24 protein-coding genes are annotated in these 25,774 nt (G+C 62.0%); 9 read left to right on the top strand and 15 right to left on the bottom strand.

Annotation, left to right across the window (positions count from 1 at the left end):
• Positions 1–142: 142 nt before the first annotated feature.
• Both J7557_RS16290 and J7557_RS16285 read right to left on the bottom strand, forming a co-directional pair.
• The gene (locus tag J7557_RS16290; protein WP_291421093.1) at positions 143–1,069 is read right to left on the bottom strand and encodes an ABC transporter substrate-binding protein; all 927 of its coding nucleotides are present in this window, start codon (positions 1,067–1,069) and stop codon (positions 143–145) included.
• Between the two features lie 170 nt (positions 1,070–1,239).
• The gene (locus J7557_RS16285) at positions 1,240–2,148 is read right to left on the bottom strand and encodes an ABC transporter substrate-binding protein (RefSeq protein ID WP_291421092.1); all 909 of its coding nucleotides are present in this window, start codon (positions 2,146–2,148) and stop codon (positions 1,240–1,242) included.
• A 181-nt stretch (positions 2,149–2,329) separates the two neighbouring features.
• Between J7557_RS16285 and J7557_RS16280 the strand changes: the two genes are divergently transcribed.
• The 3 genes from J7557_RS16280 to J7557_RS16270 are packed head-to-tail and all read left to right on the top strand — an operon-like array spanning position 2,330 to position 5,203.
• Positions 2,330–3,349 carry an iron ABC transporter permease gene (locus J7557_RS16280; protein WP_291421091.1) on the top strand — a complete coding sequence of 340 codons (1,020 nt, stop codon included), beginning with the start codon at positions 2,330–2,332 and terminating at the stop codon, positions 3,347–3,349.
• Positions 3,346–4,389, top strand: coding sequence for an iron ABC transporter permease (locus J7557_RS16275; RefSeq protein ID WP_035079335.1), 1,044 nt, complete (start codon positions 3,346–3,348; stop codon positions 4,387–4,389). The genes J7557_RS16280 and J7557_RS16275 overlap by 4 nt, the downstream gene beginning before the upstream one ends.
• Positions 4,382–5,203 carry an ABC transporter ATP-binding protein gene (locus J7557_RS16270; RefSeq protein WP_291421090.1) on the top strand — a complete coding sequence of 274 codons (822 nt, stop codon included), beginning with the start codon at positions 4,382–4,384 and terminating at the stop codon, positions 5,201–5,203. The genes J7557_RS16275 and J7557_RS16270 overlap by 8 nt, the downstream gene beginning before the upstream one ends.
• Here the strand turns inward: J7557_RS16270 and J7557_RS16265 are convergent.
• The 6 genes from J7557_RS16265 to J7557_RS16240 all read right to left on the bottom strand — a co-directional run bounded on the left by J7557_RS16265 (position 5,200) and on the right by J7557_RS16240 (position 12,063).
• Positions 5,200–6,243, bottom strand: a complete 1,044-nt coding sequence (locus tag J7557_RS16265) for an HD domain-containing phosphohydrolase (RefSeq protein WP_291421089.1) — start codon at positions 6,241–6,243, stop codon at positions 5,200–5,202. The two genes, J7557_RS16270 and J7557_RS16265, sit on opposite strands and share 4 nt — an antisense overlap.
• 106 nt (positions 6,244–6,349) lie before the next feature.
• On the bottom strand, positions 6,350–7,639 hold the full coding sequence (locus tag J7557_RS16260) for an L-fuconate dehydratase (protein ID WP_291421088.1): 1,290 nt from the start codon (positions 7,637–7,639) through the stop codon (positions 6,350–6,352).
• 11 nt (positions 7,640–7,650) lie between these two features.
• Positions 7,651–8,382, bottom strand: a complete 732-nt coding sequence (locus J7557_RS16255; protein ID WP_291421087.1) for an SDR family oxidoreductase — start codon at positions 8,380–8,382, stop codon at positions 7,651–7,653.
• Positions 8,383–8,440: 58 nt separating this feature from the next.
• The gene (locus J7557_RS16250; protein ID WP_291421086.1) at positions 8,441–9,388 is read right to left on the bottom strand and encodes an ABC transporter substrate-binding protein; all 948 of its coding nucleotides are present in this window, start codon (positions 9,386–9,388) and stop codon (positions 8,441–8,443) included.
• A 114-nt stretch (positions 9,389–9,502) separates the two neighbouring features.
• Positions 9,503–10,501, bottom strand: coding sequence for an ABC transporter permease (locus tag J7557_RS16245; protein WP_291421085.1), 999 nt, complete (start codon positions 10,499–10,501; stop codon positions 9,503–9,505).
• The gene (locus tag J7557_RS16240; RefSeq protein WP_291421084.1) at positions 10,498–12,063 is read right to left on the bottom strand and encodes a sugar ABC transporter ATP-binding protein; all 1,566 of its coding nucleotides are present in this window, start codon (positions 12,061–12,063) and stop codon (positions 10,498–10,500) included. The genes J7557_RS16245 and J7557_RS16240 overlap by 4 nt, the downstream gene beginning before the upstream one ends.
• 173 nt (positions 12,064–12,236) lie before the next feature.
• On the opposite strand from J7557_RS16240, the gene J7557_RS16235 reads away from it, so the two are divergent.
• Positions 12,237–12,926: a FadR/GntR family transcriptional regulator gene (locus J7557_RS16235; protein ID WP_291421083.1), complete on the top strand. Its 690-nt coding sequence runs from the start codon at positions 12,237–12,239 to the stop codon at positions 12,924–12,926.
• 157 nt (positions 12,927–13,083) lie between these two features.
• Here the strand turns inward: J7557_RS16235 and J7557_RS16230 are convergent, their stop codons facing one another.
• On the bottom strand, positions 13,084–14,091 hold the full coding sequence (locus J7557_RS16230; protein ID WP_291421082.1) for a zinc-binding alcohol dehydrogenase family protein: 1,008 nt from the start codon (positions 14,089–14,091) through the stop codon (positions 13,084–13,086).
• Positions 14,092–14,210: 119 nt separating this feature from the next.
• On the opposite strand from J7557_RS16230, the gene J7557_RS16225 reads away from it, so the two are divergent.
• Positions 14,211–15,200 carry an aldo/keto reductase gene (locus J7557_RS16225; protein WP_291421081.1) on the top strand — a complete coding sequence of 330 codons (990 nt, stop codon included), beginning with the start codon at positions 14,211–14,213 and terminating at the stop codon, positions 15,198–15,200.
• Between the two features lie 180 nt (positions 15,201–15,380).
• Here the strand turns inward: J7557_RS16225 and J7557_RS16220 are convergent, their stop codons facing one another.
• Both J7557_RS16220 and rirA read right to left on the bottom strand, forming a co-directional pair.
• On the bottom strand, positions 15,381–17,192 hold the full coding sequence (locus J7557_RS16220; RefSeq protein ID WP_291421080.1) for an ABC-F family ATP-binding cassette domain-containing protein: 1,812 nt from the start codon (positions 17,190–17,192) through the stop codon (positions 15,381–15,383).
• Between the two features lie 243 nt (positions 17,193–17,435).
• A complete protein-coding gene (gene rirA / locus J7557_RS16215; protein WP_051960373.1) occupies positions 17,436–17,927 on the bottom strand; it encodes an iron-responsive transcriptional regulator RirA in 492 nt (163 codons plus the stop codon).
• Between the two features lie 189 nt (positions 17,928–18,116).
• Between rirA and J7557_RS16210 the strand changes: the two genes are divergently transcribed.
• Complete coding sequence (locus tag J7557_RS16210; RefSeq protein ID WP_291421079.1) at positions 18,117–18,416, top strand: HU family DNA-binding protein; 300 nt, start codon at positions 18,117–18,119, stop codon at positions 18,414–18,416.
• Between the two features lie 75 nt (positions 18,417–18,491).
• Here J7557_RS16210 and J7557_RS16205 read toward each other — a convergent pair whose 3' ends face one another.
• The 4 genes from J7557_RS16205 to J7557_RS16190 form a co-directional block, all read right to left on the bottom strand.
• Positions 18,492–19,703 (bottom strand): ROK family transcriptional regulator, encoded by a 1,212-nt coding sequence (locus J7557_RS16205; RefSeq protein WP_291421078.1) that lies wholly within the window; start codon positions 19,701–19,703, stop codon positions 18,492–18,494.
• A 291-nt stretch (positions 19,704–19,994) separates the two neighbouring features.
• Positions 19,995–20,933 (bottom strand): aldo/keto reductase, encoded by a 939-nt coding sequence (locus tag J7557_RS16200; protein ID WP_291421077.1) that lies wholly within the window; start codon positions 20,931–20,933, stop codon positions 19,995–19,997.
• The gene (locus J7557_RS16195) at positions 20,905–21,465 is read right to left on the bottom strand and encodes a hypothetical protein (protein WP_291421076.1); all 561 of its coding nucleotides are present in this window, start codon (positions 21,463–21,465) and stop codon (positions 20,905–20,907) included. Before J7557_RS16195 ends, J7557_RS16200 begins: the two co-directional genes overlap by 29 nt.
• Positions 21,438–21,830 carry a VOC family protein gene (locus tag J7557_RS16190; protein WP_291421075.1) on the bottom strand — a complete coding sequence of 131 codons (393 nt, stop codon included), beginning with the start codon at positions 21,828–21,830 and terminating at the stop codon, positions 21,438–21,440. Before J7557_RS16190 ends, J7557_RS16195 begins: the two co-directional genes overlap by 28 nt.
• Before the next feature lie 222 nt (positions 21,831–22,052).
• Here J7557_RS16190 and J7557_RS16185 point away from each other — a divergent pair, with 222 nt between their 5' ends.
• From J7557_RS16185 to J7557_RS16175, 3 genes are all read left to right on the top strand, one after another.
• A complete protein-coding gene (locus J7557_RS16185; protein WP_291421074.1) occupies positions 22,053–23,648 on the top strand; it encodes an ABC transporter substrate-binding protein in 1,596 nt (531 codons plus the stop codon).
• A gap of 216 nt (positions 23,649–23,864) precedes the next feature.
• Positions 23,865–24,872, top strand: a complete 1,008-nt coding sequence (locus J7557_RS16180) for an ABC transporter permease subunit (RefSeq protein WP_291421073.1) — start codon at positions 23,865–23,867, stop codon at positions 24,870–24,872.
• 1 nt (position 24,873) lies between these two features.
• On the top strand, positions 24,874–25,770 hold the full coding sequence (locus J7557_RS16175; protein ID WP_291421072.1) for an ABC transporter permease subunit: 897 nt from the start codon (positions 24,874–24,876) through the stop codon (positions 25,768–25,770).
• Positions 25,771–25,774 lie beyond the last annotated feature (4 nt).

Below are 25,774 nucleotides of genomic sequence, written 5' to 3'. Positions count from 1 at the left end.
AGATCGTCACCCTCGGGCTTGACCCGAGGGCTCTGTACTTATTGCAGCCTCGACAAGTGAAGTGTCCTCGGGTCAGGCCCGAGGATGACGTTCAATGGTTGAGGCGGCGTCCGCGAAGGGTCGCAGCGACTGCTGGGAAGACTTACTTCCGCGTGCTGGCAAGCCCGTAGATCTTCTCGATGTCATCGAGCATCAGGTGGGCCGAATAGATGCCGCCGCCGGTGTTCCAGATGATTTCGCTGACGCGCTGGGCCTTGCCGGCCTTGACCGCTTCGAGATTGTTCCAGAGCGGATCAGCGAGCCAATCGGCGAGATTGGCTTCGGGCTCGGCGTCGTTGAGGTCGCTCGAGAAGTAGAAGATGCGATCGCCGGCCATGTCGGGGATACGCTCCTTGGTCACTTCTTCGGCGAACTCATTCTTGTCCTGTGCGGCCGGGCGCTTGAAGCCGATCTGATCAAGGATCAGGCCGCTGAAGGTTTCCTTGTAATAGATGCGCGTGCGGTTGGGCGAGAAGCGGACCATGGAGATCTGTTCATTGACCTGATCGCCCAGGGCATCGTGGATGGCCTTGGTGCGGGCGTCGAAGGCGGCGAGCGCGGTTGCGGCTTCCGCATCCTTGCCGAGGACGCTGGCGTAGAAGGTCATATTGTCCTGCCATTCGCCGCCGATGGTTTCGCTCATCACCGTGGGGGCAATGGCCGAAAGCTGCTCGTAGATCTTTTCCTGGCGCACCTTGGTGCCGATGATGAGATCGGGTTCGAGCGTGGCGAGGACTTCGAGATCGACGGCGAGTTCGGTGCCGAGATCGGTCGTGCCTTTTAGGAGATCGGTGAGGTGGGCATGCCAGGGATTGCCATCCCAGCTCTGGACGGCGCCGACGGGATTGCTACCCAAAGCAAGGATCGCCTCGGTGCCTTCATTGGTCAGAACGACGACGCGCTGCGGATTGTCCGAAACGTCGGTGACACCCATGGCATGGGTGACTTCGCGGGCGAAGGTCGGGGCAACGAGCGTGGTTGCGGCAAGGAAAGCGACAGCGAGCGCTGAGGAGGAGCGGAGAGAGAACATTCTCGAGTTCCTGTGATGTTGGGAAGAAGGCCGGGTAAGGGAACGGCCGGCCGTATCGACAGATTTCGACCGCCGTCATTGCCGGGCCTGTCCCGGCAATCCACTCTTGGGGAAGCTCGGGACCACCGGGACGAGCCCGGTGGTGACGACGTGCCGAAATTCAGCGACACTTAGCGGGTGCTCGGGAGCCCGTAGATCTTTTCGATATCGTCGAGCATCAGGTTGGCAGCGATATAGCCGCCGGCGGTGTTCCAGATGGCGTCGGAGACCGGGAAGGCCTTGCCGGCCTTGACCACGGCCAGGTTGTTCCAGAGCGGGTCGGCCAGCCAGTCCTTGGCCTGACTATCGCCTTCGCCATTGCCGGTTTCATAGGTGAAGTAGAACAGGCGATCGCCTTCGAATTCGGGGATGCGTTCCTTGGTGATCTCTTCGGCGAATTCGTCCTTGTCCTGGCTGGCGGGACGCTGGAAGCCGAGTTCGGAGAGAGCAAGACCCGAAAAGCTGTCCTTGAACATGATGCGGGTCTGGCCGGACATGAAGCGGGCGATGGAGATCTTTTCGTCGAGCGAGGTGCCGAGTGCGTCGTGGAGGGCGGCGATGCGCGCGTCGTACTTGGCGAGGGCCGCCTTGCCGTCTTCGCCCTTGCCGGCGGCATCGGTGTAAAGGGCCATGTTGATTTTCCAGTCGCCGCGCAGGCGCTCGGAAACCACGGTCGGGGCGATAGCCGAGAGCTGCTCGTAGATCTTCTCGTGGCGCATCTTGTTGCCCAGGATCAGATCGGGCTCGAGCGCGAGCAGCACTTCGAGGTTCACGGCGGATTCTTCGCCCACGACGGTAACGTCGGTCATTTCGCCGGCAATGTGGTCGTACCAGGGATCGCCGAGAAAGGATTTTACTGCGCCGACCGGCTTGATGCCGATGGCGAGCAGCGCTTCGGTGCCTTCATTGGTGAGCACGACGATGCGCTGCGGATTATCCGGCACATCGGTTGTTCCCATGGCATGGGTGATTTCGCGGGCAAAGACCGGGGTGCTCAGCAGCGCCACGGCGGCAATAGCAGTCACGAGACGATGGAACATGGGAGGAGCTCCTGTTGACGATCAGCGATGAGACGCGGGACCTGAGGAGAGTGTCCGTCTAAGCGGTCTCTCCAACACCCCTCTCCCCATCTTTTCTTGACATCGGTAGTCGGAAATTGGATGGGTGCAAAAAGTCAGAATTTAATTTGACTGTCAACATCAACTATATGAGGGCCCAGTGGTGTCCACACTGGCAATGTCACCGCAATCGCAGGGATTGCGTCTGGGACCGCCGCAGGTCTATGCGGGACTGATCCTGCTGCTCGCCCTGTCCATGCTGATGAGCCTGACGCTGGGCTATAAAATCTATTCGCTGGACCAGGTTTGGATGGCCCTTTTCGCCCATGACGGATCGGAAGCGGCCGTGGTGATCGCCGGGCTGCGGCTGCCGCGGGCGCTGATTGCGCCGTTGGCCGGCGCTGCGCTCGGCATGGCCGGGGTGATGGTGCAGACCCTCTCGCGCAATCGCATCGCCTCGCCCGATACGCTGGGGCTCAATGCCGGGGCGTCGCTGGCCGTGGTCGTGGCGAGCATCATGCTCGGCGTGCAATCGCTGGCGGGGCTATCGCTGGCGGCAGCCTTTGGGGCGTTTGTGACGGCCATCGTGGTTTTTGGCGTGGCGGCGAGCGCCGGCGGGCTGTCGCCGCTGAAAATCGTGCTGGTGGGTGTTACCTTTGCCAGCCTCTCGCATGCATTTGTGGAAGTGCTTCTCACCAGCAACGAAGCGCAGTTGCAGCAATTGCTCTTTTGGTTGTCTGGCGCCTTTGTCGATCGGCCGATTGCGCTCTTTTACAATGGGCTGCCCGTGGTGATCGTGGGCGGGATTATCGGCATTGGCCTCTCGCGGGCGCTCGACGCCTTGCAGGCCGACGATTCGACGGCGGCCGGGCTCGGGGTGCCGCTGGCGGCGGTGCGGGGGCTGGCCTTTGTCGCCGTGGCGCTTCTTACCGGCGCAGCGGTGTCGATGGCAGGGCCGGTGGCCTTTGTGGGTCTGGTCGTGCCCCATGCGGCGCGGCGGCTGGTTGGTCTGCGGCATATTCATCAATTGCCGGCGGCCGCGCTGTTCGGCGCTGTCTATGCGACGCTGGCCGATGTTGCCGCGCGCTTCGTCATTTATCCCGTAGAAGCACCGGTGGGGGCGATCACGGCTGTGGTCGGGGCTATCGTGCTCCTCGTTCTGTTGATGCGGAGGGCAGCATGAGCACTCTGGCTGTTTCAGCGCCTGCCGAACGCCGGTTTGGCATCGGGGCCATTGTCCTCATCATTGTCGGGCTTTTTGTGCTCCTCACCCTGGCCGCCATTGCCTTTGGCTCGACCTGGATTCCGCTTGAAACCGTAGCGCAGGTGATCCTGGGCGGCGGGGAGAAGACGGAAAAGCTGGTGGTCTGGCAATTGCGCATGCCGCGCGTCATGGCGGCGGCGATTGCCGGGGCGGCCATTGCGTTTTCGGGCTATCTCCTGCAGCGCATTACCCGCAACGAGCTGGCTTCGCCGGGCGTGCTGGGCGTCGTCGATGGGGCAGCGCTTGGCGTCGTGCTGTTCCTTGCCATCTTTTCCAATGAATCCAATGCGCTGACCGTCTCGGTCGCCTGGCAGCCGCTGGCGGCGGCGATCGGGGCGCTGACGGCGATTTCCTTGGTGTTCATTCTCTCGGGGCGGCAATCGTCCTCGGCCATTCGCCTCTTGCTGTTCGGCATTGCCATTGCCGCCGTCGCCAAGGCGCTGACAACCGTCTTCATGCTGATCGGTCCCGTCTATCAGACGGCGCAGGCGGCGCGCTGGCTTGCCGGTGCGGTCAATGCCATTTCCTGGAGCGAAATCCAGATCATGGCGATCTGCCTCGTGCCGACGGTGCTGCTGGCCGCGTGGCTGGCGAAAGACCTGCCGCCGGCCGATCTCGACGATGTGTCCTCGCGCAGTATCGGGCTCAACCTGCCGGTCTATCGCATTGCCGTGTTTTTCGTGGCGGCGATGCTGACCTCGATCGCCGTGGCCTTTGTCGGCGGCGTTGGCTTCCTGGGGCTGATTGCGCCGCATCTGGCGCGGTTGCTCGTCGGGCGGGCCCGCTTTGCGGGGATTCTGGCCTCATGCCTCATCGGGGCGATGATGCTGATCGGCGCCGATCTTCTGGTGCGCGTCGCCTTTACCCCCCTCGAAGTGCCAGCGGGCACGGTGACCGCCATTGTCGGCGCGCCCTATTTCCTCTTCCTTCTCATGCGCAAGGACAAGACCAATGGCTGACCTCGTTCCGAGCCGCATCGAGGTTCGCGACCTCACGCTGATGTATGGGCATGACACGGTGCTCGATGCGCTGAACCTGCCGATTCCGCGCGGCAAGGTGACCGTGCTGGCCGGCCCCAATGGTTGCGGCAAGTCGACATTGCTGCGCGCCATTCGGCGGCTGCATACGGGACAGAAGGGGCAAATCCTTCTCGACAATGTCGATATCGCCTCGCTCGGCGCCAAGGATCTGGCGCGGCAGATCGGGCTTCTGGCGCAAAATCCCTCGGCGCCGCCTGATATGACGGTGGAAGAACTGGTGCGGCTAGGGCGCTATCCGCATCAGGCCATGTTGCAGCCGTGGAGCGAGAGGGATGGCGCCGCCGTCAATCGCGCCATGGACGGCACGGGCGTTACCGGGCTCAAGACGCGGCGCATCGGCTCGCTCTCGGGCGGGCAATTGCAGCGCGCGTGGATTGCCATGGTGCTGGCGCAAGAGACCGATGTCATCTGTCTCGACGAGCCGGTCAATCATCTCGACATGGCGCACCAGCTCGATTGCCTCGATCTCGTGTCAAAGCTCAATCAGGAGGATGGGCGCACCATTGTGCTGGTGCTGCATGACCTTAACCTTGCAGCGCGCTATGCCGACCAATTGGTGTTTGTGCATGAAGGCCGCGTGCGGGCGCTGGGGCAGCCGGAAGAGCTGATGAAGCCGGAACTGCTGGCTGAAGTCTTCGAGGTCGACGCCGCGATCATGACCGATCCGGTGCATGGACGGCCGATCTGCATTCCGCGCGGGCGGGCCCGGGCGGCAGTGCAGGAAGTCGCTTAGGCGCTCTCGGCGAGCACAATCGTTTCTTGGCCCATGAGCGCAGAAATCTCGCACCAGCGGGACTGGAACGACGCGACGCAGGCGGGGTCGAAATGGGTGCCGGAACAGCGCACGATTTCGGCATAGGCCTCGTCGATCGGCCAGGCGCGCTTATAGGGGCGCTCCGAGCAGAGGGCATCAAAAACGTCGGCCAAGGCGACGATGCGCGCCTCGATTGGGATGGCCTCGCCCGATATGCGATTGGGATAGCCGGTGCCGTCCCATTTTTCATGGTGGCTCTGGGCGATCAGTTCGGCCGTGCGGATGAGGTCGCTATCGGCATCGGCGAGAATGCGGGCGCCGATGGTGACGTGCTCGCGCATGCGCGCCATTTCTTCTGCGGTCAGCTTGCCGGGCTTTGAGAGAATGGCATCGGCGATGGCGATCTTGCCGATATCGTGCAGGGGGGCGGCGAGATAGACCATGCGGCAGTGCTGGGGCGTGAGCCCGAGGCCCTGGCCGATAATCTGACTGATCTGGGCGACGCGCGAGACATGCTCGCCGGTATCGCCATCGCGATATTCGATGGCGCGGGCGAGGCGCCAGATGATCTCTTCCTCGCGGGCGAGAAGATGGGCCGTGGCCTTGGCGACTTCGCGGCTGAGGCGATTGGCGTGATCGGCCAGCTCCACCTGGGCGCCGCGCAGGGCCAGCAGATTAGTGATGCGCGCCTTGAGTTCGATGGGATCGAAGGGCTTGGTCAGAAAGTCATTGGCGCCGACGCGGATGGCCTCGATGCGGATGGCCTTGTCGATGTCGGAGGTCACCATGACCATGGGGACAGTGCGGTAATTATCGCAATTGCGCAGTGCCTCGATGACGGCGATACCGTCCATCCCGGGCATGATGTGGTCGACGAGAAGCAGATCAAATTGCCGTTCTTCGCAACGCCTTAGCGCCTCGAGCGGATTGAGACAAAGCTCGATGTCGTCGCCGACTATTTCCCGCACAATCGAGCCCAACAAGGCCAGGCTCGATCGGCTGTCATCTACGATCAGCACGTGCACAATTACAGCCCCCCGGCCTAATGCACTGGTGATGATAGGGGTGAGCCCTTAGTCGAAACTTAATGGCTCACATGCATTTAACTCGACTGCTGCAGATGGTTTATTGCATCTTTCCAGAAGCAATAAATTTATTGCCGGCAATGGAAGCAGGCTTCATTTCAATCGAGAATCCCGGCAATTCCGGCGGCATATAGGCGGCATTCTTGATCACGCAGGGATCGATGAAATGCTCGTGTAGGTGATCGACATATTCGATCACGCGACCGTCCTTGGTGCCTGATACGACGAGATAATCGATCATCGAAAGGTGCTGCACATATTCGCAAAGGCCGACGCCGCCGGCATGCGGCCAGACGGCTTTTTTGTATTTTGCGGCCATGAGCAGAACCGACAAAACCTCATTGAGGCCGCCGATGCGGCAGGCGTCGATCTGAACCACGTCGATGGCGTCACGGGTGATGAACTGCTTGAAGATGATGCGGTTCTGGCACATTTCGCCGGTCGCGACCTTTACCGGCGCGATGGCGTCGCGGATCTTGCGATGGCCCTCGATGTCGTCGGGGCTCGTCGGCTCTTCGATGAAATAGGGGTTGAAGCGCTTGAGCTCATTGACCCACTCGATGGCCTGATCGACTTCCCAGACCTGGTTGGCGTCGATCATCAAGTAGCGGTCGGACCCCATGATGGAGCGGACGATTTCGAGACGGCGGATGTCGTCGGCGAGATCGCGGCCGACCTTCATCTTGATATGGGTGAAACCCTCGGCGACGGCTTCGGTCGCAAGGCGGGTCAGCTTTTCGTTGGAGTAGCCGAGCCAGCCGGCCGAGGTCGTGTAGCAGGAATAGCCCTCGGCGCGCAGCTTGGCGATACGCTCGACCTTGCCGGGTTCGGCGGCCTTGAAAATAGCAAGAGCTTCTTCGGGCGTGATGGCGTCGGTGAGGTAGCGGAAGTCGATGATGGAAACGAGCTGTTCGGGGCTCATTTCGGCGACATAGAGCCAGACCGGTTTTCCGGCGCGCTTGGCGAGGAGGTCCCAGACGGCGTTGACGACGGCGCCGGTCGCGAGGTGCATGGCACCCTTGTCGGGGCCGATCCAACGCAGCTGGCTGTCGCCGGTCATGTGGCGCCAGAAGCGGCCGGGATTTTCTTCGACCCAGTCGAGATCGAGGCCGGTCACCCGGTCCGTCAGCGCGGCGATGGCGGCGCAGACGACTTCATTGCCGCGGCCGATGGTGAAGGTGAGCCCGTGGCCCTCAAGATCGCCATCGGTGCCGAGGACGACATAGGCGGCCGAGTAATCGGGGTCGGGATTCATCGCATCGGACCCGTCGAGCGAGGCCGAAGTGGGGAAACGCAGGTCGTGCGTGGTGAGGGTGGTGATCTTGGTCATTTCTTGCTCGCTCAGGCCGTCCAGCCGCCGTCGATGATATGGACCTGGCCGGTCGTGTAGGTGGCGCCGGCGAGATAGACCGCGAGATCGGCGACTTCATCGGGACGGGCGATGCGGCCGATGGGCTGGCGGGCGATGAAGGCCTTTTTCGCACCTTCGAAATCGCCGGTGGCGTGCCAGCGATCGTGAAGGCTCGGCGATTCCACCGTGCCGGGGCAGATGGCGTTCACGCGGATATTGCTGGTTGTGTAGTCCGAGGCGATGGACTTGGTGAGGCCGATGACGGCGGCCTTGGAAATCGTATAAGCGGCGCGGTTGGGCACGCCTTTGATCGAGGAGGCAACTGTTGCCATATTGATGATGGCGCCGTCTTTGCGCTCGAGCATCTGCGGCAGGATGGCCTTGATAGTGCGGACCTGGGCGCGGACATTGAGATCGAGCGCGAAGTCCAGATCCCTGTCGCTCATTTCGAGCAGGGTGCCGTTGTGGACGACGCCGGCGCAATTGAAGAGCACGTCGATGCGGCCGATTTCGGCGACGGCCTGGGTGACGGCCTCATCGGAAAGAACGTCGAGCAGGCGCGTCGTGATATTGGGCGTGCCATCAAGCTCCCTGAGCTTGGCTTCGTTGATGTCGGTCGCGATCACCTTAGCGCCTGCCTTGGCGAAAGCGCGGGCCGAAGCCTCGCCAATCCCCTGGGCTGCGGCGGTGATGAAGACGATCTTTCCGTTGAGGTCGGCCATATTCTGTTCCTGAAAAGAAGAAGCCGGGCAGCGCGAAGCTGCCCGGCCGGTGAAAGTCTTAGTCGTAGAGAACCGCGGCGATTTCCGGGTCTGCCATGTTGGAGGCGTCGTAGTAGTAGAAGCCAGTGTCGATGATCGGCGGCAGGGTTTCACCCTTGAGCGCGCCGATGGCGGCCTTGACGGTTTCGTAGCCGATGCCAACCGGGTTCTGGGTGATGGCGCCAGCCATCACGCCCGAGGTGATCATGCCCTTCTGAGCCGCACCGGAGTCAAAGCCGATGACAACGATCTGGCTGCCCAGTTCCGTCTTGCCGTTGGCAACGCCGATGGCCGAGCCTTCATTGGCACCGAAGATGCCCTTGAGGTCGGGATTGGCGAGCAGGATCGACTTGGTGATTTCGGTCGAGGCGAGCTGGTCGCCGCCACCGTACTGGACCGAGACGACTTCGATATTGGGATAGGCTTCCTTGATGCGGTTGACGAAGCCGTCGACGCGATCGATGCCGGTGCGGCTGGTCTGGTCGTGGGCAACGACAGCAACCTTGCCTTCGCCGCCGATCAGTTCAGCCATCTTGTCGGCAGCAAGAGCAGCAGCCGCGACGTTGTCGGTGGTGGCAGTGGTCAGCGGAATGTCGCTGTCGACGCCAGAGTCGAAGGCGATGATCGGGATGCCGGCATCCTTGGCCTGCTGCAGCAGCGGGATGGCGGCCTGGCTGTCGAGGGCGGCGAAGCCGATGGCGTCGGGGTTGCGCGACAGGGCAGCGGCCAGCATATCCATCTGGCGGTCGACCTGAGTTTCGCTTTCCGGGCCTTCGAAGGTGACATTGGCACCAAACTCGGCCGCGGCCTTGTCGGCACCGGCTTTCACGGCCTGCCAGAACTGGTGCTGGAAGCCTTTGGAGATCAGGGCGATATCATAAGTATCCTGCGCGAATGCGGCGCCGTTGGATGCGGCGAGCATTGCGACGGCGCTGAGGGCGCCGAGCAGGGTGCGGCGGTTGAGCATGGTTTTCCTCCCACATGCTGCGTTGAAACTTCTTGGCATTGCTTGAGCCATTTTGTTGGCGCCCCGAAGGGCGCAGTTGTGTCGGCGTTCAAAGAACGCCAACGGGACCGGCGCCTAAAGTGTGCGGCGCCGCAGTATGTCGGCATAGACCGCGAGGATAATGATGCAGCCGGTCACCACCGTCTGCCATTCCTGGGCCACCGATAGGATCCGCAGGCCATTGGCCAGCACGGATATGATGAGGGCGCCGATCAACGTGCCAAGCACGGTGCCGCGACCGCCCGAAAGCGAGGTGCCGCCGATAACCACGGCCGCAATGGCGTCGAGTTCATAGCCCTGGCCGAGAGCCGGCTGGGCCGAATTGAGCCGGCTGGCAATGAGCACGCCGGCCACCCCGACAATGCCGCCGGCCAGCGCATAGACGCCGATCTTCCAGCGATCGACATTGACGCCCGAAAGACGCACGGCTTCCTCGTTGGAGCCCAGCGCAAAGGTGTAGCGGCCGAGCGCGGTTTTCCCGAGGACGAGGGAGGCGATCAACGCCACCGCGAAGAGGATCATCACGCCGTTGGGCACGGGCACGGCGGGAATGATCTGGCCGACGACGGAGCCGAGGGCGATCTGGTTGAAGCCGGGCGTGTCGTTGAAATAGATCGGGCGCGTGCCGGAAATGACCAGCGACAGCCCCTTCAATATCAGCATCATGCCGAGAGTGGCGATGAAGGGGGGAACCTTCAGCTTGGCGATGATGACGCCGGAGATGAGTCCGCAGGCAGCGCCAGCAAGGATGGCGCCGATGACGCCGAGCGGCAAGGGCAGGCCGAGATAGGTGAGGATGACGCCGGCGATAACCGCACAAAAAGTCATCATCGTGCCGACCGAGAGATCGATGCCGCCGGTGATGATGACGAGGGTCGCCGCGATGGCGAGGACGCCATTGACCGAGGTCGCCTGCAGGATGGCCAGGATATTCTGGGTCTGCATGAAATTGGGCGAAGCCAGCGAGAAGGCGACGACCAGGGCGATGAGACCCGAAAAGGCGAGCAGCCGATGGAAGGCACCGGAAATGCGGGGCCCGGACTTTTGGGCTGCGGGGGCTGCGGTATCGGTCATGCCGTCCTCCTTTGGGTGGCGCTTTCGGCCACGCTGCTCTGGCGCTGGGTCGCCAGACGCATGATTTCTTCCTGGCTCGCCCCGCCGGGCAACATGCCGGTTAGGCGCCCCTCGCACATCACCGCTATGCGGTGGGACAGGCGCAGCACTTCGGGCAGTTCGGAGGAGATCACGATGATCGCCTTGCCTTCGGCCGCGAGGGCATTGAGCAACTTGTAGATTTCGGATTTTGCGCCGACATCGATGCCACGCGTCGGTTCGTCAAAGATGAGAATGTCACAATCGCGCAGCAGCCATTTGGCGATGACAACCTTTTGCTGGTTGCCACCGGAGAGAAGGCGCGCTTCCTGGGTGTCGCCGGGTGTCTTGATGGCGAGCTGCTTAATGTAGCCGACGGCCTCTTTTTGCATTGAGGCTTCGTCGAGCACGCCGCCGAGGCCGGTGAAACGATCAAGGCTGGCGAGCGCAATATTGTTGCGGACGTCGAGTCCGGTCGCGAGACCGAAATGCTTGCGGTCTTCCGAGAGATAGCCGATGCCGGCTTCCACCGCGTCCTTGGGCGAGGCGATGCCCACGCGCTTGCCATGAACCCAGATTTCGCCGCTCTCGCGCCGGTCGGCACCAAAGATGGCGCGGGCGACTTCGGTGCGGCCGGCGCCCATGAGACCGGCAAAGCCGAGGATTTCGCCGGCTTTCACCGAAAAGCTAACATCGCGGATTTCGCGGCCGCGATTGAGGTTTTTGACCTCAAGGGCGACGGGCGCGTCGGCTGTGTTGGGGACAACTAGGGCTTCATTGCTGAGCGTGCGGCCGACCATCATGGAGATGATGGTTTCGATTGATGTTTCGGCGGCCGGCACGGTGCCGACATATTCGCCATCGCGCATGATGGTGACGCGGTCGGAGATGCGTTTGATCTCGTCCATCTTGTGCGAGATGTAGACCACGCCGACACCTTCGGCCTTGAGGCGGTTGATGATGGTGAAAAGCTCGGCGATTTCGGCGTCGTTCAGCGCCGCGGTCGGTTCATCCATGATCAGGACGCGCGAGCGATAGGAAAGCGCCTTGGCGATTTCCACCATCTGCTGCTTGGCGATGGTGAGGGTTTCGACCTTTACGGTGGGTTCGAGTTTCAGGTTCATGGACGCAAAAATGGCTGAAGCGTCGCGGTTGAGCTGGCCTTCGTCCAAAATGCCGAAGCGGCGCGGTTCGCGGCCGATAAAAATGTTCTGGGCGGCCGTCAGGTCGCGCATCAGCGCCAGTTCCTGATGGATGATGCCGACGCCGAGCGCCTGGGCCTGGCGGGGCGAGGTGATGTCCACCGGCTGGCCATCGAGCAGCACGGTACCGGCATCGCGGGTGTAAACGCCGGAGAGAATCTTCATCAGCGTCGACTTGCCGGCGCCGTTCTCGCCCATCAGGGCATGGACTTCGCCGGGGCGCAGCTCGAAGCGCGCCTTGGAGAGGGCGCGGACACCAGGGAAAGACTTGTCGATGTCGGTCATTTCGACCAGCGGCCGCGGCGCATCCGCTGCGGATGCCGGCCCAGAATGCCCAGCCATGTAAAAGTCCTCCCGATGCGTATGGCGGCTCCTTGCTCCCGAGCCGTCCTCGCAATGTGGGAGGAATGAATGGCAAAACGATCAAGCTGTCAAGTGGTCAGACCAGTGGACAGAAGCAGGGCGTGGCGCTATGGGTTGAACAAGGGAACGGCACAGCCGCCCTCGGGGAGAGAATGAAACTTCAGGCCGTATCCAACCGCAAACTATACATCCAGATCGCCGACCAGATCCGGGACCAGATTCTCGCGGGCGCGGTCGAGCCCGGCCGGCAATTGCCCTCGGAGCGCGACCTGGCGGTGAGTCTCGGCGTCTCTCGCCCCACGGTGCGTGAGGCGCTGATTGCGCTCGAAGTCGCCGGATTTGTTGAGGTACGCGTCGGCGTTGGCGCCTTTGTGCGCGACCAGAGCAAGGGCAGTGCGGCCCTGCCCGAAGGCCATTCGCCCATCGAAATCATGCGGGTGCGTCGCCTATTGGAGCCGGAGGCCGCGGCGCTGGCGAGCCAGAATATTTCGCCCGAAGGCACGGCGCGAATGGCCGAGGCCATGCGGCGCATGCAGGCCGAAACGGCAAACAATCGCTGGTCTTCGGAAAGCGACCGCATGCTGCACCTGACCATTGCCGAAGGCTCGGGCAATACGATGCTGCGCGAAGTGCTGGACCTGCTCTGGAACTCGCGTTTCGAAGTCGTCGATACGAAATTTCACGAGCATCTCGCCAGCATGAGCGCGGTGCGGACGCATATCATGGATGACCATGCGCGGATCGTTGCGGGCATCGTGCAGGGTAATGCCGAAGCTGCGCGCGAAGCCATGGCGACGCATCTGGATTTTGTTACCGCGTCGATGCTTGGGGCCTGGGACTGAGGGCCTGCCACTGCGCGTTTCGCTAACTCGATGGACATCCTCCCCTTGACGGGGAGGGTTGGGGAGGGGTGTTCACGAACTCCGGATCGTGGCTCTCACACCCCCTCCCATCCTCCCCCGTCGAGGGGGAGGTGCCGGGCCGGTGAGGAGGTGAGACCTAGAACCGCACCAAAATCTTCGTGAAATCACCCGGTCGAGCATGCCAATCGGCAAGTGCCTCGGCCGCCTCCTCCAACGTCGCCGTGCGTGTGACGATCAGATCGCCGGCTTCCGGGCGGCTTCGCAACTCGTCGATGACATCATCAAAATCCGAGCGCAGCGCGTTGCGGGAGCCGCGGATGTCGAGTTCCTTGGTGATGAAGACCTTAGTCTCGTAGGCGATGGGCGCCTTGGCGTAGCCGATATAGACGACACGGCCGGCCGTAGCGACGAGGTCGACGGCTTGCAGGAAAGTGGCTTCGGCGCCGACAGCTTCCACGACGACATCGGGGCCCTCCCCTGTCAGTTCAGTGACCCGGGCCTTTACGTCGGTCGAGGCATTGATGACTTCGTGCGCACCGAGCTTTTTGGCCACGTCGAGTTTCGCATCGCTCAAATCCACCGCGATGACTTTTGCACCCTGGCGCAGGGCGCCGAGGATGACGCCCAAGCCGATCATGCCGCAGCCGAGGACAACGACGGTTTCGCCCGATTTCAACTCGGAGCGGCGGACGGCGTGGAAGCCAACGGCGCAGGGTTCGACTAGGGCGAGATCGCGCTGGGAAATGCCTGTGACCGGGATGACTTTTGCGGCCGGAACGACGACGCGACCGGTCATGGCGCCTTCGCGCTGCACGCCCATGGTCTGGTTATTGGGGCAGGCGTTGGGGCGGCCCGAGCGACAGGCGCGACAGGTGCCGCAATTGAAGTAGGGCAGCACAGTTACGGCGGTGCCCGGAGCGAGATTTTCGACCCCCTGCCCCAGTTCTGCGATGGTGCCGGAGATTTCGTGACCGGGCACGCGGGGATAGCTCACCAGCGGATTGAGGCCGCGGTAGGAGGTGAGGTCAGAGCCGCAATAGCCAACAAAGGCGAGATCGATGGCGACTTCGCCGGAGCCGGGCACAGGCACGGGCTTGTCAGTGAGCGTGGCGGTTCCGGGACGCAGGATGGTCAGGGCTTGCATCGGTCGATCCTTCATCACCGTAACATGTTAGTGCCTTATATCTTCCATACATGGCGAGTGACAAGACAAGCCTGGGCGAGTAGACCATGGAAAAGCCAGCAGATTTGGAGGAACACGCGATGAAGACGCATCTGCCGACACGGGCCTTTGGCAAAACGGGCATGCAGATCACCAAGCTGGGCATCGGCGCCTGGGCCATGGGCGGCAATATGTGGGGTCCGCAGGATGACCAGGAGTCGATGGCGGCGATTCGGCACGCCATCGACAGCGGCATCAACTGGATCGACACGGCGGCGGTCTATGGCAATGGACACTCCGAGGCCGTCATCGGCGAAGCACTGGCGGGCCTCTCGGCGGATGCGCGGCCCCTGGTGTTCACCAAAGGCGGCATTGTGCGCGACGAGAACGGCCAAAACCCGCGGCGGATCGGGGAGCGTGGGCATTTGCGGCAGGAGCTGGAAAATTCGCTCAAGCGGCTGAAGGTCGATGTGATCGACCTCTACCAAATGCACTGGCCTTCGGACGATGTGCCGCTGGAAGACTATTGGGCGACGCTCTTGGAGCTCAAGGCCGAGGGCAAGGTGCGCCATGTCGGGCTTTCCAATCATGACGAGGGGCAGTTGGCTCGCGCCGAAGCGCTGGGCCATGTCGAAACGCTGCAGCCCCCATTTTCGATGATCCGGCGCGATAGCGCGGCAAAAATCCTGCCCTGGTGCGCCGAGCATGGCACCGGCACCATCTGCTATTCGCCGATGCAGGCTGGCCTTCTCACAGGGGCAATGACGGCCGAGCGCGTGGCCGCCATGCCGGACAATGACTGGCGGAAGCAGAACCCGGAATTTCAGGGGGACCGGTTGAAGGCCAATCTGGCTTTGGCCGAGAGCCTCAAGCCGATCGCGGCAAAGCACGGAACCAGTGTGTCGAGCGTGGCTTTGGCCTGGTGCCATGCCTGGCCGGGGCTGACGGCGACCATTGTCGGTGCCCGCTCGCCGGCGCAGGTGGATGGCTGGATCGATGCGGCGAGCCTGGAACTGGATGCGGGGGATATCGAGGAGATCGCGCAGGCAATCGCGACGACGGGGGCTGGGCAGGGTCCGGTGCGGGCTTAGCTCTTCGAGCAAGGCGAAGCGCCACAGTAGTCCTCATCCTGAGGTGCGGAGCGCAGCGGAGCCTCGAAGGACGAGGGCGCGGCAACTAGGCATCAGGACACACCCTCGTGGTTCGAGGCTTCGCTGCGCTTCGCACCTCACCATGAGGGTTACTGGATGGCCGGTGGGGTTAGGCCGTGCCTACCCTTCCAGTTCTTCCCGGAGCATTTCCAGCTCCAGCCACTGCTCTTCCGCTGCGGCCTTCTTGGTCGCGGCTTCGCCTAAAGCGGCCGTGTCCTTGGCAAAGCCGTTGGGGTCGCGGGTGTAATAGTTGCCATCGGCGAGGCGCTTGTTGATGGTTTCCATCAGCGCGTCGAGCTTTTCGATGTCTTTTGGAAGCGTTTCGAGGGCGTGCTTTTCCTTAAAGCTCAGCTTGCGCTTGGTGGACGAGGCAGCAGCCGGCGCGGATGCCTTGGGCTTTTCGACAGGCGCGGCTTTTTCCACCACGCGGGCCGAAACCCCTGCCCCGCGCTGGGCGACCATGTCGGAGTAGCCGCCGGCATATTCGAGCCAGTTGCCATTGCCTTCGGCCATGATGATGGAAGTGGCGACGCGATCGAGGAAATCGCGGTCGTGGCTAACGACGATGACGGTGCCGGAATAGTCCGAAACCATTTCTTCGAGCAGGTCGAGGGTTTCGAGATCGAGGTCGTTGGTCGGCTCGTCGAGCACCAGCACGTTGGACGGCAGGGCCAGGGCGCGGGCCAGGGCAACACGGGCGCGTTCGCCGCCGGAGAGTTTGCCGATAGGGGTATTGGCCTGTTCGGGGGTGAACAGGAAGTCTTTCATATAGCCGACAACGTGCTTGTTCTCGCCGTTGATTTTTAGGGTATCGCTACCGCCGCCGGTCAGCGCGTCCTTGAGGCGTGTTTCCGGGTCGAGGCGGGCGCGGCCCTGGTCGAGCATGGCGAGCTCGATGGCGGAACCGAGTTTGATCGTGCCGCTGTCAGGTTCGAGCAGACCGTTGAGCATCTTGATCAGCGTGGTCTTGCCCGCGCCATTGGGGCCGACAAGACCGACACGATCGCCGCGGAGGACGCGGGTCGAAAAATCGCGGACGACGGTTTTGGTCCCAAATGTCTTGGAGATGTTTTCGGCTTCTACCACCAGCGCGCCGGAGGTGCGGCCCTCGGTAACCTGCATATTGACGGCGCCGGTGACGCGGCGCTGATCACGGCGGTCCTGGCGCAGATTGGCGAGGCGTTCGAGGCGGCCGACATTGCGCTTGCGGCGGGCGGTGACGCCATAGCGCAGCCAATGTTCTTCGCGCACGATCTGGCGGTCGAGCTTGTGGCGGTCCTTTTCTTCCTGTTCCAAGACTTCGTCGCGCCAGGTTTCGAAGGAGCCAAAACCCTTTTCGATGCGGCGGGTGAGGCCGCGATCAAGCCAGACGGTCGAGCGCGAGAGATCGGTGAGGAAGCGGCGGTCGTGGCTGATCAGCACCATGGCCGAGCGCATGGAATCGAGTTCCTGCTGCAGCCATTCAATGACGGGCAGGTCGAGATGGTTGGTCGGCTCGTCGAGCAGCAGAACGTCGGGCTGCGGTGCGAGAACGCGCGCGAGGGCGGCGCGGCGGCCTTCCCCGCCCGAGAGGGTTTTGGGGTCTTCCTTCCCGGTCAGGCCCAGGGCTTCGAGAAGGTATTGGGCCCGATATTCGTCGTCGCCCGGCGCGAGGCCGGCTTCGACATAGGCCGAGGTGGTCGCATAGGCGGAGAGATCGGGCTCTTGCGGCAGGTAGCGGATGGTGGCGCTGGGTTCAGCAAAGCGCTTGCCGCCATCCTGCTGGACGATGCCTGCGGCGATCTTGAGCAGCGTCGACTTGCCCGAGCCATTGCGGCCGACAAGCGCGATGCGCTGGCCGGGCGACACGATCAGCTCGGCGGATTCGAGCAATTGCGTGCCACCAAAAGTCAGTTGCACGTCTTGCAGGGAAAGAAGAGGAGGCGGGGCCATGGGCAAAAGTCCGGGAATTTGCCGCGGATAGAGCATAGGCCCGGCGACATATCAATCTGAGGGAAAAACAAAGAGGCCGATCAGGACGTTGAGGATCCTGATCGGCCCGGGGAGACGGCAGCAGCAAGCCCCGTCGTTATGGCGCTGCACCCCACAGGCCCCACGGGGGCGCTGCACCAATGCGTCCTAATAACCACGGGCAAACTTGATTGTCAAACTCATATTTGAGTTTTTGAGTCAGATTTAAGCGGCGACGATGTCACCGACGATATTGCCTTCGGAATCCGCGTTCACCGCTTCGGTGGCGGAAAGGCCCAGGCGTTCACGAATGGTGCGCTTCTTGGCGGCAAGATCGGCAATGGAATAGCCGGCAAGCACTTCAAAGAAGGCGCCAAGGGCTTCGCGCAGGGCGCCGTTGAGGTCGCATTCGCCGATCAGCGGGCAATCGGCGCCCTCTTCAAAGCACTCGGCAAGAGCGAAGTTTTCTTCGGTCAGGCGAATCGTTTCCAGGAGCGTGATCTGGTCGGCCGGCTTACCCAGCTTGATCCCGCCATGACGGCCGCGCACGGTCTGCAGCAGGCCATTCTCAACGAGCGGCTTGATCAGCTTGAACAGGAACAGTTCGGAAATACCATAGGCGCGGGCAATCTCTGCAACCCGGCTCAGTTCAGGATCGTTGACGGCGCAATAGACCAGGGTGCGGATGGCGTAATTGGATTGGCGAGTCAGTCTCACGAGCGAACGATCCTTTGGCTTTGGCAGCGCGGCCATGGCTTCGACCCCATCCATGGCACAGGCCGTAATTTAAAACCATTCTAAAAAATGTCAACCTTATCCTGAACGACCCGATCATATTTAAAGCCCAAAAACCCGACTGGACAGCGACTTAACTTCGGAATATGAAATTATTAGGAGTAGTTTCGCATGTCCAACACCGTCACGCGAGCCATCATCACCGCCTCTGCCAGTGAGGCCACGGGCCTAGCCAAGAACGACGTCACGGCCATTGGCCAGCGCATGTTTGAGTTGATCGGAGATGCACTCAAGGCCGGGGAAACGGTCAAATTGACCGGTTTCGGCACTCTCGCCGTGCGCTCCCGGGCCGAACGCGTGGGGCGCAATCCCCGCACCGGCACCGAGCATCGCATTACCCCGCGCCATACCGTGACATTTACGCCGAGCGCGCGTTTGCGCGAAGCGCTCGACGAGCTGGTAGAGAGCTAGGCTTTTAGCGCCGTAACGAAGATTCTGGACAAACAAAATCCCGCTTTCGCGGGATTTTGTTTATCTGGCAACCGGCTAATCCTTGGGCTTTTCAAGCAGATTGCGCGAAAAATACCGGTGGTAAAGTGGCAGTTCGGCGGCGCCCAGGGCGGGCGCCAGGCGGCCGATATGCCCCGAAGCGATACTCACCCGGCGCCGGGCCGGCAGGCGCTCGAAATGTAGCGCGAGACATTCGACGAGACGGGCCGTAATCGCGGACGACAGGATCGTGTCGAGAACGACAAGGCTCGCTTCGACCACGGCATTGGTATTGAAGACGACCAGGGCCATGGCCTCGGCGCAGTCTTCGACCCAGGGCCCGACCACGTGTTCGATCGCGGGCCAATCCCAATTTTCGACATCGGCGATGTCAACCGCGATGCCGGCGGCAGCAAGTCGCTCGACGAGAGCCGACGCCGAGGCGATGGCATGGGCTGATAACGGCCCCTCGTCGTTGCGATCGACCAGCATGGCGCCGAGATCGGCCGAATGGCCGGTCGGCCCCTGCCAGAGCCGGCCTTCTCCGATAAGACCGGCGGCGAGATAGGTCGAAACAAGCAGATAGATGAAGCTTGCCGGGCGCGGCGCCGGCTGGGCGATGAGTTCGGCCCAGCAGGCGGCATTGCCATCATTGAAGAGCGTTACGGCAAGGCCGGTCCTCGCTTCGAGATCGGCGGCGAATTCGGCCGGGGACGGACCGGATTTGCTGCCGGTTCCGTGCTCCAGCGGCCAGGTGGCGGCATGGATGGAGCCGGGCATGCCCACCCCGATATCGGCCAGCCGCTCGCGCTGCTCCTTGGGCCAATCCCCGGTCATTTCGTCGATCACCTGCGCCAGTTGCGGGGCGAGCGCGGCGAGGTCGGCCTCGGCATAATCGAGATGGCGATGGGCGACCACCGCGGCATGGAGGTTGATGGCCAGCACATCGGCATGACGCCAGCCGATTTCGATGCCGATGGAATAGGCCCCTTCAGGTTTGAGGAAGATCGGAGTCGCCGGCTGGCCACGGCGGCCGCGCAGCACTTCGCCGCGCACGATGAGGCCGGCAGCCTCCACATCGTTGAGAATGGCCGAGACGGTCTGCGGGGCAAGGCCCGACATACGGGCGATCTCGGCATTGGAAAGGCCGGGATTAAAGCCGACGACGGTCAGAACGGCGCGCTCATTGGCCCGGCGCAGGCCATGGTGCTGCAAGCCCTTGGCGCCCAGGTTGAACAAATCAATCGTCGGGACTGCGGAATCGCTCACGCTGACCTACCCGTCACATAGTTCTGAAAATGGCAAAGCGAATAGGCTCCCGCGCTGCGCCCCTGGGATGGAGCAGCTATGGGGCCGATGCCGATTCTGGCTTGTCCGCTGGCGCCATCATGGCGATGCCACGCGCTAGTGCAAGCGACCATTTCGCCGCTCAGGCAATTTGCCTCACGGCGGGCATTTCTGATCACTCTTGCCGGGGTTCGCCCGGCAAGAGTGATGCGGGAGTGCTGGAGCCAGCGGGACAGACCCGGCGGCACAGCACGCGAAAGCGCCGCTCTTGCTTTAGGCGCCCGCCTTGGTGAGACGCGCATTGGCGTCGTCACCGAGGGTAAGCCGCACGCCGCGGGCAAGGCTTTTCACCTGCTCGACCGAGGTTGCCGAGGCGATGGGAGCGCTGACGCCGGGCTGGGCCACGAGCCAGGCCAGCGCCACTTCCGATGGCGTTGCGCCAAGCTCCTTGCCGACTGCATCGAGCGCTTCGAGAATGCCAAGCCCCTTGTCATTAAGGTACTTTTCCGCGCCGCCACCGCGGGGCGATTTGCCGAGATCCGCGTTGGAACGGTATTTTCCGGTCAGGAAGCCGGCGGCGAGGCTATAGTAGGTGATGGCGCCCACTTCGTTTTCGAGGAGGAAAGGCTTCAGCTCCTCGAATTTTTCGCGGTCATAAAGATTGTAAAGCGGCTGGGTGACTTCGTAGCGCGGGAGCGATTTGAGAATGGCGGTGTCTTGCGCCGCCTTCATCATTGCCGCGTCGTAGTTCGAGGCCCCGATGGTGCGCACCTTGCCCGAGCGGATCAGGACGTCATAGGCGGCGAGGGTTTCCTCATGGGTGCTTTCCGTCGCCGGCCAGTGGCTGAAATAGAGGTCGATATAGTCGGTCTGCAGGCGCTGCAGCGAATCCTCGATGCCGGTCCTGATGGCTTCAGCGCTGAGGCCCTGCGGCTGGTGGGCAGAATTGACCTTGGTGATGATGTGGACCTTGTCGCGATTGCCGCGCGCCTTGAGCCACTTGCCGATGATGGTCTCACTCATGCCCGGCGGATTGCCCGGCACCCAATTGGGATAGCCCTGGGCCGTATCGATGGCGGTAAAACCCTCGTCGACATAGGCGTCCAGAATCTCGAAGCCAAGCTTTTCGTCGACCGTCCAGCCGAAGACATTGCCGCCGAGCACCAGCGGTTCGATCACGAGTTCACTGCGGCCGAGGGGGCGACGGTTCATTGTTCTTCTCCAATTGGGACGGATCGGTAGTAACGTCCGAGACAGCATTTTGTTCTGCGGGCAGCACGCGGGGCGCGCACCAATAGAGCGCCTCGGCGATGGTTTTCATCGAGCCGGAAAGGTCGATGAAAGCGAATGGCGCATTTTCATCCCCGCTATGGCGGAGGTAGACGAAAGTTCCGTGACGGAGTCGATCGAGCAGCAGTTCGGCATCTTCACGAATGCGCGCGCCATAGGGGCTGTCGGATTTCTCCGCAACAAAACTGCGGTTCTCGCGATCGAGCGTCATCTCCCAGGTGCCGACATCGCCGCCGAAGCGGCTCGAATGGATATGGAGGCCGGTGGTAAAATCGTCCTCACAGCGCACGGCAAGGCAGGTGAAATTCTCGGGCGTCGCATCACGCGCGCAGCCCATGGCGGCGCGATCGCCCTCGCCGGGAAGCGGGGAGAAACGCCAGCCGGAGGTCTGCGCAAGAACCGGCTGGGCGAAGGCCAAAAGAACGATCAGCCCCGCGGCTCGATGAGATCCCATTTGTTCCCATAAAGATCGGCAAAGACCGCAACCGAGCCATAGGCCTCATGGCGCGGCGCTTCGAGGAAGGTGACGCCCTTTTCGCTCATGCGTGCAAAATCGCCGGCGAAATCGTCGGTTTCGAGAAAGAGCATGACGCGGCCGCCGGTCTGGTTGCCGACGCAGGCCAATTGTTCGGGGCCATCGGCCCTGGCAAGCAGCAGCCGCGCGCCTGTGCTGCCCGGCGGGGCGACCAGCACCCAACGCTTGTCCCCGCCCAGCGGCGTATCGGCCACGAGGGAAAAGCCAAGCTTGTCACGGTAAAATTCGATGGCTTCGTCATAGTCGGCGACGACAAGGGCGAGGGTGGCGATTTTCTGCGTCATGGTTCTATCGTTCATTACCGATAAGACGCGGTCAAGCCATGATTACTTGCCGAACGGATTTGGAATCATCCGTCCATTTCTGTGGAAAGCCTTCGCGCCGTCACACGATTGACCAAATGGTCAATTTCGTCATTGCACTTCCTAAAAAACTAGGATTTGGTGTCGCCCAAGCCTCCAGACGGGAACGCTGGAGAGCATGAATTACTTCGGGAGACAACAATCATGAAATTGATGAAAACCCTGATGGCCGCGACTGCCATGGTGGCTCTTGCCGCCGGCGCCGCCCAGGCCAAGCAGCTGGTTTACTGCTCGGAAGCCTCGCCGGCTCACTTCGACCCCGGCCCGGTGACCGGTGGCAATGACTTCGACGCCTCTGCCCACACGATCTTCGAACGCCTGGTTGAGTTCGCTCCCGGCTCTACCGAAGTCATTCCGGCCCTGGCTGAAAGCTGGGACGTCTCGGAAGACGGCAAGGAATACACCTTCCACCTGCGTCCGGGCGTCAAGTGGCAGACCCTGCCCTATTTCACCCCGACCCGCGACCTCAACGCTGACGACGTGATCTTCTCGTTCGAGCGTCAGTGGAAGGAAGACAACGCCTGGCACAACTACCTCGAAGGCATGACCTGGGACTATTTCCAGGGCATGGACATGCCGAAGTACATCGCCTCGATCGACAAGGTCGATGACCTGACCGTCAAGCTGACCCTGACCGAACCGAACGCACCGATGCTGGCAAACCTTGCCATGCAGTTCGCCTCGATCGTGTCGAAGGAATATGCCGATCAGCTCGAAGCTTCGGGCGACATGGCTGCCTTCTCGACCCAGCCGGTCGGCACCGGTCCGTTCCAGCTCGTCGACTACCAGCTCGACACCGTCATCCGCTACCAGGCTTTCCCCGACTACTGGGATGGCAAGCAGCCGATCGATGATCTGATCTTCGCCATCACCACCGATGCCTCGGTGCGTGCACAGCGCCTGCTCGCTGGCGAATGCGATATCATGCCCTACCCGGCTCCGGCCGATCTCGAAGCCCTCAAGGCTGACGAAGATCTCGTCGTGCAGGAACAGGAAGGCCTGAACATCGGCTACATCTCCTACAACACCACCGAAGCGCCGTTCGACAATCCGGAAGTGCGCAAGGCCCTGACCATGGCGATCGACAAGGCGGCCATCATCGAGGCTGTCTACCAGGGTGCAGGCCAGGACGCCAAGAACCTGATCCCGCCCACCATGTGGTCCTATGACGACGCCATTCCGGCCGACGTCTATGATCCGGAAGCTGCCAAGGCCGCTCTCGAAGCTGCCGGCGTGACCAACCTGACGACCGATCTCTGGGCCATCCCGGTGTCGCGTCCCTATAACCCGAACGGCCAGCGCGTTGCCGAACTGATCCAGGCCGACTGGGCCAAGGTCGGCGTCACCGCCAATATCGTGACCTACGAATGGACCGAATATCGCGAGCGCGGCAAGCAGGCCGACCGCAAGGGCCCGTTCATGATCGGCTGGACCGGCGACAATGGCGATCCGGACAACTTCTTTGCGACCCTGTTCTCCTGCTCGGCCATCGGCGTTTCGAACTATTCGAGCTGGTGCAATGACGACTTCGAAGCTGCGATCTCCGCAGCCAAGACCTCGTCGGACCCGGCAGAACGCACCGAGCTCTACACCAAGGCCCAGGAAATCTTCAAAGCTGAAGAACCTGCGATCACCCTGGCTCACAGCCGCGTATTCATGCCGATGAAGAAGACCGTGCTCAACTATGTCATGAGCCCGCTCGGCAGCCACTCCTTCAAGGGCGTGGACGTTCAGGAGTAGGCTTTAGCCTTCTCACCAAACAAGGGGCCTCGGTCCGGCAAAGGCCGGATCGGGGCTCCGCTTTTTAAGACAGAGCGGGGTTAGATGAAACGAAAACCGTTTCATCGGGATGGGCCAGCCAAGGTCCACGAACGCGCCTCGCCATAACAGGAAACGGGACCAGTGGGTTCGCCGCATTTGTGCGGCGGGCCTGCACCCAAGAGGCAAGACCCTCACATGCTGAACTATGTTTTGCGCAGGATTGCGCTTCTGGTGCCGACCATCATCGGCATCTCCATCTGCGCTTTTGCGTTTGTCCGCGTTTTGCCGGGCGACCCCATCCTGGCCATGGCCGGGCAACATGGCGTGACCCCGGAACGCTACGAAATCCTGCGCGAGCAGTTCGGCTATAACCTGCCGATCTGGCAGCAATATTTCAATTATCTCTGGGATGTGATGCAGGGCGATTTCGGTATTTCGCTCGCCACCAAGCGCCCGGTGATCAATGAATTCATGGCGCTGTTCCCAGCCACCATGGAGCTGGCCTTCGTCGCCCTGCTCTTTGCCGTCATCATCGGCATTCCCGCCGGCATCTTTGCCGCCATCAAGCGCGGTTCGTGGTTCGACCAGGTCACCATGGGCGTGGCGCTGACCGGCTATTCCATGCCGATCTTCTGGTGGGGCCTCCTGCTCATCATCTTCTTCTCGGGGTATCTGGGCTGGACACCGGTTTCGGGCCGTATCGCGCTGACCTTCTTTTTGAAGCCGATTACCGGCTTCATGCTGATCGACACGCTGCTTTATGGAAACTGGGCGGCCTTTGTGTCCGCACTGCGCCACCTGATCCTGCCCGCTATTGTGCTCGGCACAATTCCGCTGGCGGTCATCGCACGCCAGACCCGTTCGGCCATGCTCGAAGTGCTGGGCGAAGACTATGTGCGCACCGCCCGCGCCAAGGGCATGTCGCCCAATCGCGTGGTCAATGTGCACGCCCTGCGCAATGCGCTGATCCCGGTCGTCACCACGATCGGCCTGCAGGTCGGCCTCCTCCTTGGCGGCGCCATTCTCACCGAGACCATCTTCACCTGGCCGGGCATTGGCAAGTGGATGATCGATTCCATCTCCAAGCGCGACTATGTCGTGGTGCAGTCGGGCCTGCTTATTATCGCTCTCATTGTCATGTCGGTGAACCTGATCGTTGACCTCCTCTACGCCCTCATCAATCCGCGCATCCGGGTGCAGTAACATGGCCACATCTAACACTTCCGCCAGCACCACCCCGGCTTCGGGCCTGCGTGAATTCTGGTACTATTTCTCCGTCAATCGCGGCGCGGTCATCGGCCTCACCGTCTTTGCCATTCTCGTCTTCGTCGCCATCTTCGCGCCGCTGATCGCGCCGCATCTGCCCGACGTGCAGTATCGCGATGCGCTGCTGAAGCCGCCGATCTGGGATGCCAATTCCGATCCGCGCTTTATTCTCGGCACCGACCCGGTGGGTCGCGACATCCTCTCGCGCCTCATCCATGGCGCGCGCTATTCGCTGTTCATCGGCTTCTTCGTCGTTGTCGGCGCGCTTGTTGTCGGGGTGATCCTCGGCGTGCTGGCCGGCTATTTCCGTGGCTGGGTCGACGTCCTGATCATGCGCATCATGGACATTATCCTCGCCTTCCCGCCGTTGCTGCTGGCCCTGGTGCTGGTGGCCATTCTCGGGCCGGGCCTCTTCAATGCCATGATCGCCATTGCCCTGGTTCTGCAACCGCACTTCGCCCGCCTCGTGCGCGCGGCGGTGATGGCCGAGAAGAACCGGGAATATGTGACGGCGGCAAAACTTTCGGGTGCGGGCCACTTCCGGCTAATGATGATCACCATCCTGCCAAACTGCCTGGGGCCGCTGATCGTGCAGGCGACGCTAAGCTTTTCCAATGCCATTCTTGAAGCCGCCGCGCTCGGCTTCCTCGGCATGGGCGCACAGCCACCGACCCCGGAATGGGGCACAATGCTGGCTTCGGCCCGCGAATTCATCCTCAAAGCGCCATGGGTTGTGACCTTCCCGGGTCTCGCCATCCTGATCACAGTGCTTGCCATCAATCTTATCGGCGACGGGCTGCGTGACGCGCTCGATCCCAAGCTGAAGAGGAGCTGACGCC

This window comes from Devosia sp., from assembly GCF_017744655.1.
GTDB lineage: Bacteria > Pseudomonadota > Alphaproteobacteria > Rhizobiales > Devosiaceae > Devosia.
This window is presented reverse-complemented; position numbering and strand designations above follow the sequence as displayed.